We start from the raw sequence: 500 nt of genomic DNA, 5'->3' as shown, positions 1-500 counted from the left end.
GCCGTGACCTTCACCGTCTCGCCGGAGGCGTGCTCCATCTCGACGACGCAGCCGCGGGCCACGACGTGCGGGTCGGCGAAGACGTCCTTCAGCGTGTTGATCGGGCCGCAGGCGATCTTCAGCTCCTCGAGCGCCGCGACCCATTCCGCCGTGGTCTTGCTCTTCATGACCGGCGTCAGCGTGTCGGTGACGAGTTGCCGGTTCTCCACGCGCTTCGGGTTGGTGGCGAACCGCTCGTCGGAGAGCAGGTGCTCCTGGCCGAAATTCTTGCAGAAGCGCTCGAAGGTCGGGTCGTTGCCGACGGCGAGGATGAGGTAGCCGTCCTTGCTCGGGAATTCCTGGTAGGGCGAGATGTTCGGGTGCTGGTTGCCCAGGCGCACCGGGTTCTCGCCGGTCGAGAGGTAGTTGGAGCCCTGGTTGGCCAGCCAGGCGACATGCGTGTCCAGCATGCCGATGTCGATGCGCTGGCCCTGGCCGGTCGCATGGCGGTGGTTCAGCGC

1 protein-coding gene is annotated in these 500 nt (G+C 66.6%); it reads right to left on the bottom strand.

All coding sequences use genetic code 11. The annotated features are described in order from the left end of the window. Positions 1 to 500: CoA transferase (locus AC1DWF_RS39215; protein WP_476843769.1), on the bottom strand; the 500-nt coding region annotated here is incomplete at both ends.

The organism is Aminobacter sp. P4_D5, assembly GCF_056401815.1.
This window is presented reverse-complemented; position numbering and strand designations above follow the sequence as displayed.